The sequence below is a fragment of the Kitasatospora sp. NPDC056327 genome (assembly GCF_042261735.1).
Classification (GTDB): Bacteria; Actinomycetota; Actinomycetes; order Streptomycetales; family Streptomycetaceae; genus Kitasatospora.
In genome coordinates, this window is record NZ_JBHJRC010000065.1 from 1 (window position 1) to 6,018 (window position 6,018).

The 6,018-nt window shown below is 71.3% G+C and carries 6 protein-coding genes; 3 read left to right on the forward strand and 3 right to left on the reverse strand.

The features are described 5' to 3' along the window. Positions 1-152 precede the first annotated feature (152 nt). Positions 153-1,754: a glycosyltransferase family 87 protein gene (locus ACFCX4_RS12485; RefSeq protein WP_376141234.1), complete on the forward strand. Its 1,602-nt coding sequence runs from the start codon at positions 153-155 to the stop codon at positions 1,752-1,754. A gap of 87 nt (positions 1,755-1,841) precedes the next feature. Here ACFCX4_RS12485 and ACFCX4_RS12490 read toward each other — a convergent pair whose 3' ends face one another. The 3 genes from ACFCX4_RS12490 to ACFCX4_RS12500 all read right to left on the reverse strand — a co-directional run bounded on the left by ACFCX4_RS12490 (position 1,842) and on the right by ACFCX4_RS12500 (position 4,574). Beyond that, complete coding sequence (locus tag ACFCX4_RS12490; protein WP_376141236.1) at positions 1,842-2,876, reverse strand: alanine racemase; 1,035 nt, start codon at positions 2,874-2,876, stop codon at positions 1,842-1,844. 57 nt (positions 2,877-2,933) lie between these two features. Beyond that, positions 2,934-4,052, reverse strand: coding sequence for a lipid II:glycine glycyltransferase FemX (locus tag ACFCX4_RS12495; protein ID WP_376141238.1), 1,119 nt, complete (start codon positions 4,050-4,052; stop codon positions 2,934-2,936). Positions 4,053-4,274: 222 nt separating this feature from the next. Next, positions 4,275-4,574: a hypothetical protein gene (locus ACFCX4_RS12500; RefSeq protein WP_376141240.1), complete on the reverse strand. Its 300-nt coding sequence runs from the start codon at positions 4,572-4,574 to the stop codon at positions 4,275-4,277. Between the two features lie 301 nt (positions 4,575-4,875). Between ACFCX4_RS12500 and rpsF the strand changes: the two genes are divergently transcribed. Both rpsF and ACFCX4_RS12510 read left to right on the forward strand, forming a co-directional pair. Next, a complete protein-coding gene (rpsF, locus tag ACFCX4_RS12505; RefSeq protein ID WP_376141242.1) occupies positions 4,876-5,166 on the forward strand; it encodes a 30S ribosomal protein S6 in 291 nt (96 codons plus the stop codon). A gap of 96 nt (positions 5,167-5,262) precedes the next feature. Continuing rightward, positions 5,263-5,874 (forward strand): single-stranded DNA-binding protein, encoded by a 612-nt coding sequence (locus ACFCX4_RS12510; RefSeq protein ID WP_376141244.1) that lies wholly within the window; start codon positions 5,263-5,265, stop codon positions 5,872-5,874. Positions 5,875-6,018 lie beyond the last annotated feature (144 nt).

The following is a 6,018-nucleotide window of genomic DNA, read 5'->3' on the forward strand; positions in this document are numbered from 1 at the left end:
GCTCTCCGGAGCCTCCCACCGCCGTTTCGCCGTATTCGGAGCGATTCGTGCCGGTGCCCCGGTGCCCGGTGGCCGGAATACCTCCGCGGGCCGCCGGAAAAGGGGCAGGGGCCTCCTCGTACGGGCGGGCGGGTTGCGGCAGGATGTCCGCCATGACGTCCAGCACTCGTGACGAAGAGGCCCCGGCCCCGCCGGTTTCCGGCCCGCAGGTGAACACCGTGGTGGTCCCGGCGGACGAGGATCCGGTCGCGGCGGCCGGCAGCGAGGTGATCGGCGGGCCGCCCGGCCGGCGCGCGCTGCTCGGCGTCTCCTGGTGGATCCCGGCGCGCTTCCTGGCGCTGGTGGTGATCGTGGTCTCGGTGCTGGGCATGGCGCAGAAGCTGCCCTGCTACAACGCGGCCTGGTTCCAGCCGGGTTCGCCGCAGTACGTGCACGGCTGCTACAGCGACATCCCGCACCTGTTCTCCGGGCGCGGCTTCTCGGCCGGCCTGCACCCCTACGTGGACCGCATCCCGGGCAGCACCGGTGACCTGCAGTTCCTGGAGTACCCGGTGCTGACCGGTCTGTTCATGCAGATCTCGGCCTGGCTGACGCCCGGCGGCGGGGCGCTGCAGGACCAGGAGCGCTGGTTCTGGACGATCAACGCCGGTCTGCTGATGGCCTGCGCGGTGGTCGCCGTGGTCGCGCTCTCGCGCACCCACCGGCGCCGTCCCTGGGACGCGCTGATGTTCGCCCTGGCACCCACCCTGCTGCTCAACGCCACGGTCAACTGGGACCTGCTGGCGGTCGCGCTGACCGCCGTCGCGCTGGCCTGGTGGTCCGGCTCGCGCCCGGTCTGGGCCGGGGTGTTCATCGGCCTGGCCACCGCGGCCAAGCTCTATCCGGTGCTGCTGCTGGGACCGCTGCTGGTGCTCTGCTGGCGGGCCGGCCGGTGGCGCGACCTGCGGGCCCTGCTCGGCGGTGCCGTCCTCACCTGGCTGCTGGTCAACCTGCCGATCATGATGGCCAACTGGCAGGGCTGGTCGACCTTCTACGTGTTCAGCAAGCACCGCACCGAGGACTACGGCTCGCTGTGGCTGGTCCTCATGCAGAACCGGGGCGCGGGCCTCGCCAACCTGGACACCTTCATCGCGATCCTGATGGTGCTGAGCTGCGCGGGGATAGCGTGGCTCGCCCTCTCGGCGCCCCGCCGGCCGCGGGTGGCCCAGCTGGCCTTCCTGGTGGTGGCCGCGTTCGTGGTGTTCAACAAGGTGTACTCGCCGCAGTACGTGCTCTGGCTGCTGCCGCTCGCGGTGCTGGCCCGGCCGCGCTGGCGGGACATCCTGATCTGGCAGGCCTGCGAGGTGCTCTACACCCTGGGCATCTGGTCCCACCTGGGCTTCGTCACCGGGCCCAAGCAGCACGGCCTCGGCGAGTCCTGGTACCACTTCGCGATCGTGCTGCACCTGCTGGGCACGCTCTACCTGGTCGGCGTGGTGGTCCGGGACATCCTGCTGCCGGACCGCGACCCGGTGCGCTGGGACGGCAGCGACGACCCGGCCGGCGGGGTGCTCGACGGGGCCCCGGACGCCTTCGTGCTCGGCACCGCCCGCCGGCTGCGCGAGGAGGAGAGCTACGCCGGGTACGCGCCGGCCGGCGCCGAGGGGTGGCTCGACGAGCCGCCCGCCGGGGAACCGGCAGCGGAACCGGCCGGGAAGCCGGGCGGGGAGGTCAGGGACGCCGAGGAGGTCCGCGGCGCGGGCCCGGTGGTCTGACGGGCAGGGTCCGTCCGGTGGATCCTCCCGCCCGGGCCGCGGCCTCGCGCCCCGGCGGGGATCCGCGGGAGCGGCCCCGGAGCACTACTAGCGGTCCACCACCCGGTCGAAGTGGGTGGTGGTGTGCCGCACCTGGAGGCCGAGCTCGTCGCCGATCGCCGGCGGCTTGGCCTCCCCGTCCACGAAGAGCAGCGAGACCTGCATGTGCGGCGGCTCGGCGAACCAGAGCTGCTTGCCGGCCCAGTGGTACGGCGACTTGGTCTTGTTGACGGTCGCGAGGCCGGCCCGGGCGATGCCCTTGGCCCGGGAGGACATGCCCTGCACGTACTTGGGCGCCTCCAGGCCGATGCCGTGCGCGGTGCCGCCGGCCACCACCAGCAGGTGGCCGTCGGACGGCGCCGGGTGCTGGCGGTAGCCGTAGCGGTCGCCCTTGCGCACCGGGGTGACGTCCAGCACCGTGGCCCGGACCTCCAGCGCCCCGTGGTCGCCCAGCCAGAGCCGGGTGCCGATCCGGGCCCGGAAGACGGTGTCCGGGAACCGCCGGGACAGCTCCTCCATGCCCGCGGCGCCGAGGTGGCTGACGAAGACGGTGTGCACCGGGATGCCGGCGGCCCGGGCGGTCTCCACCCAGTACGCGACCTCCTCGACCGGGCTGGAACCGTCCGGCCGGTCCATCGGCAGGTGCAGCGCGAGGCCCTCGAAGGCGACGCCGTCCAGCTCGGCCGCGACGGCCGGGAGGTCGTCCGCCGAGACGCCGTGCCGGCGCATGGTGGTCATGCACTCCACCACCACCCGGGCGCCGTGCAGTGCCCGCAGGGCGTCCAGGCCGGCGACCGTCCGGATCACCCGGGCGTGCGGCAGCGGCAGCGCCTCCTCGCCGATCCGGTACGGGGTGAGCACCAGCAGCTCGCCGCCGTACCAGTCGGCCGCGTCGGCGGCCTCGTAGGCGGTGCCGACCGCCAGCACACCGGTGCCGAGGAGGGTCGCCTCCTCGGCCAGCCGGTGGTTGCCCAAGCCGTAGCCGTTGCCCTTCGCCACCGGCACCAGCCCGGGGAACTCGGCCAGGACCGAGCGCTGGTGGGTGCGCCAGCGTTCGGTGTCGAGGTAGAGCGACAGCGTCATCGGGTCATCTCCCAGGAGGTGTTGGGCACGGCTGCTCGGTGGCTCGGCGAGCGCTGCTCAGCGGCGCGACATGTAGAGGTCGAGGGCCTTGTGCAGCAGCTTGTTGAGCGGGAAGTCCCACTCGCCGAGGTACTCGGCGGCCTGGCCGCCGGTGCCGACCTTGAACTGGATCAGGCCGAACAGGTGGTCGTTCTCGTCCAGCGTGTCGGAGATGCCGCGCAGGTCGTACACCCCGCCGCCCAGGGCGTAGGCGTCGCGCATCATCCGCCACTGGACCGCGTTCGACGGCTTGACCTCGCGCTTGTGGTTGGCCGAGGCGCCGTAGGAGTACCAGACGTGCTCGCCGACGACCAGCATCGTGGTCGCGGCCAGCGGCTCGCCCTCGTGGTAGGCGATGTAGAGCCGCATCCGGTTCGGGTCCTCGACGGTGAGGGCCTTCCACATCCGCTGGAAGTAGGAGAGCGGGCGCGGGGTGAACCTGTCGCGCTCGGCGGTCACCAGGTAGAGCTGGTGGAAGACGGCCAGCTCGTCGTAGCCGCCCTGGACGACCTCGACGCCGCTCTTCTCGGCCTTCTTGATGTTGCGGCGCCAGAGCTGGTTGAAGCCCTTCTGGATGTCGTCCAGCGAGCGGTTGGCCAGCGGCACCTGGAAGACGTAGCGCGGCTGGACGTCGCCGAAGCCGGCGCCGCCGTCCTCGCCCTGCAGCCAGCCGGCCTTGCGCAGCCGGTCGGCCACCTCGAAGGCGCGCGGCTCGTACCAGTCGGCTTCGAGGTCGCGCAGGCGCTTGGCCTGCTTGGCGGCGATCGCCTCCTTGATGGTCGGCGCGTTCCAGCGGCGGATGACCACCGGCGGGCCCATCTTCACCGAGAAGGCGCCCTGGGACTTCAGGTGCGAGAGCATCGGCTGCAGCCAGCGGTCGAGGTCGCGGTCGAACCAGTCGATCACCGGGCCCTCGGGCAGGTAGGCGAGGTAGCGCTTGACCTTGGGCAGCTGCCGGTAGAGCACCAGGCCGGCGCCGACCAGCTGGTTCTGCTCGTCGAACCAGCCGATCGACTCGGTGCGCCACTCGGCCTTCACGTCGCCCCAGGACGGCACCTGCATGTGGCTCGCCGAGGCGCGGCTCCTGATGAAGGCGAGGTGCTCCTCGCGGGTGATCGTCCTCAGGCGCAGGCTCATGCTCGGTGCTCCTCGTCGGTCGGGCTGCGGTGGGCCCCGTCTTCTCGGGGTGACCCTATCGTCCGGGTTCCCGTCGGCAGCGGGCACGGCGGCGCCCCCGCCGCGTACCGGTCCGCCTGAAGACAAGTACGCCGCGGGGGCGCCGGGGGTTCCTCGCGGAGGTGGGGCCAGGGCCTCTCCTCGGATCACGCCAGGCGGGCGACGTGCTCCGAGAGAGAGGCCCTAACCCCACAGACCGCCGCGTGCGACGCCGAGGTAGAAGCCGATCGCCGAGGCGCCGAGCGTGACCATCAGCACGAAGCGCTCGGCCGTGGTGACGGAGACGTACATCCCGAGCAGACCCGTGACGATCCCGAACAGGCCGGTCCACGAGGTCAGCAGGTGCAGGTTGTGGAAGAACGAGGTGATGAAGGAGATCGCGCCCAGGACGGCGGTGAGGCCGACCAGCGTGTTCTCCCGCGGGTGCGGGTGTCCGTCGGTGTTCAGGGTGAGGGCGGGCATGCGGTGGACGGTCTGGGCCATGTGTCCCACCTCCTGGCGTGGAGACGAACGGGCGTGGAACCCGTTCCGTCCAGATTGCGGCGGTTGGGCCGGTCTCACAACCCCTATGCGTTTTGTTCGGCCGTCCGGGTGCGGGTAGGGTGTGTCGTCTGCACTGGTGTAGTTGTGCCCCCCTGTGCCCTCTCGCGGGTGATCACGGGGGCGGGACTGTCGGACCCGGCCGCTACGGTGGCCGTGTCGTCACTGCTCCGGTGCCGACGCTGCACAACCCTCCTGCCACGGAGAGACCGTGGCCGCTGAGTCCAAAGGAGGTGGGTTACTCATGCGTCACTACGAGCTGATGGTCATCCTCGACCCCTCGGTCGAGGAGCGCGCTGTCTCCCCCCTGATCGAGAGCTTCCTCGCCGTCATCCGCAATGCGGGTGGCAAGGTCGAGAAGATCGACACCTGGGGTCGCCGCCGTCTGGCCTACGAGATCAACAAGCAGTCCGAGGGCATCTACTCGGTCATCGACCTGCAGGCCACGCCTGAGGTCGTCAAGGAGCTCGACCGCCAGCTTGGCCTGAGCGAGTCGGTTCTCCGGACCAAGGTCCTGCGCCCGGACACCCACTGAGCCACCTCTGAGGCCTTCGGGTCTCGGGTAGCTCGCGACCGCTGTTTCACGTGAAACAGCGGTGAACGGACATCTTCCCGAGAGGTCATCACCACCATGGCAGGCGAGACCGTCATCACCCTCGTCGGCAATCTCGTCGACGACCCCGAGCTGCGCTTCACCCCGTCGGGTGCGGCGGTCGCGAAGTTCCGCATCGCGTCCACTCCCCGCACCTTCGACCGCCAGACGAACGAGTGGAAGGACGGCGAGAGCCTCTTCCTCACGTGCAACGTCTGGCGGCAGCCGGCGGAGAACGTGGCCGAGTCGCTTCAGCGCGGCATGCGCGTCATCGTGCAGGGTCGCCTGCGCCAGCGGTCTTACGAGACCAAGGAAGGCGAGAAGCGGACGGTCTTCGAGGTCGAGGTCGACGAGGTCGGTCCGAGCCTGCGCTCGGCGACCGCGAAGGTCACCCGGGCCAACCGGTCCGGCGGCCCCCAGGGCGGCGGCTTCGGCGGCGGCCCGCAGGGCGGCGGCCAGGGCGGCGGCAACTGGGGCGGCGGCGGTGGCGGCCAGCAGGGCGGCGGCTGGGGTGGCAACTCCGGCGGCCAGTCCGGCCCCTCCGACGACCCCTGGGCGTCCAGCACCCCCTCCTCCGGTGGAAACCAGGGTGGCGGCAGCTGGGGCGGCGCCCCGTCCGGTGGCGGCTTCTCGGAAGAGCCCCCGTTCTAGAGCTGACAGATTTCGTGCGGCCCGGTCGCGGGGGGCGCGAGACGCCCCCCCCGCCGGGGACCCCCAAGGCGCCCACCAAGTCGAAGCCGCCAGCACGCCAGCCCAAGAAGAAGGTTTGGGGCTTCTGCAAAGACCAAGTCAAAA